Origin of the sequence: Brachybacterium vulturis (assembly GCF_043641765.1) — a bacterium.
Lineage (GTDB): Bacteria > Actinomycetota > Actinomycetes > Actinomycetales > Dermabacteraceae > Brachybacterium > Brachybacterium vulturis_A.
Genome location: NZ_JBHZRO010000052.1, coordinates 1 through 1,056 on the forward strand (window position 1 = coordinate 1; position 1,056 = coordinate 1,056).

The following is a 1,056-nucleotide window of genomic DNA, read 5'->3' on the forward strand; positions in this document are numbered from 1 at the left end:
GGTCCCTGACCGGCACGATGGGTGGTGCTGAAGCCGTCCATCTGCTGGAAGAGACCCGTTCCATGACCCACCGTAATTCGCCGCTGACCCCTGCCGGAAGGCTCCGCCTGGTCGAACGTGTCGAAACCGATGGCCGTCCCATCGCCCACGTCGCCGCCGAAGCAGGCATCGCCCGCTCCACACTCACGAAGTGGGTCCACCGCTACCGCGACGACGGCATCGAAGCTCTTCAGGACCGCTCCAGTGCTCCGGCCAGGCGTCCGTCGCGGCTGCCGACCGAGGTCCTCGAGCTCATCGACGCCTGGCGACGGGACCGCAAGTGGTCTGCTCGCCGCATCTCCCTGGAACTCGCCGGCCGCGGCTACCACTACTGCGTCCGCACTATCGGCAGATGGCTGCAGCGGCTGGGGATCTCCCGCCGCCGAGACCTCGACACGACAGGGGAGAACAGCCGAGAGAACGGGAAGATCATCGCCCGCTTCCCGGGCCACATGCTCCACCTGGACGTGAAGAAGGTCGGCCAGATCCCCGACGGTGGAGGCTGGCGACTCCACGGCCGCGGCAGCACCCGAGCACGCCACCAGCGTGTGGGATACACCTACCTCCACTCCGCGATCGACGGCTACTCCCGCCTCGCCTACACCGAGGCGCTCGAGAACGAGACCGCGGCGACCACCATCGCCTTCTTCTCCCGAGCCCGTGCTTTCTTCGCTGCGCACGGCATCAATCGCCTGGTCCGGGTGGTCACCGACAACGGCGCCAATTACCGCGCGAGGACCTTCGTGCGCACCGTGACCGCGCATGCTTCACGGCATCAACGGACTCGGCCCTACACGCCGCGGCACAACGGGAAAGTCGAGCGCTATCAGCGGATACTCGCCGAGGAATACCTCTACGCCCACGCCTTCTACTCCGAAGACGAGCGGCGCGAAGCAATCAGCGTCTGGGTCCACCACTACAACTATCATCGGCCGCACACCGCCTGTGCTGACCAGCCCCCGGCCACCCGCGTCCACGAACGTGTCGACAACGTCATGACCTCATACAGCTAGGGCG

1 protein-coding gene is annotated in these 1,056 nt (G+C 66.5%); it reads left to right on the plus strand.

The genetic code is table 11. The annotated features are described in order from the left end of the window. Positions 1–62 precede the first annotated feature (62 nt). Positions 63–1,052, plus strand: coding sequence for an IS481 family transposase (locus tag ACHUEU_RS16480; RefSeq protein WP_394217168.1), 990 nt, complete (start codon positions 63–65; stop codon positions 1,050–1,052). The last annotated feature ends 4 nt before the right edge of the window (positions 1,053–1,056 follow it).

Excerpts from the sequence above, each read along its gene's own strand:
- ACHUEU_RS16480 (WP_394217168.1), top strand. The coding sequence starts at position 63 with ATGACCCACCGTAATTCGCCGCTGACCCCTGCCGGAAGGCTCCGCCTG.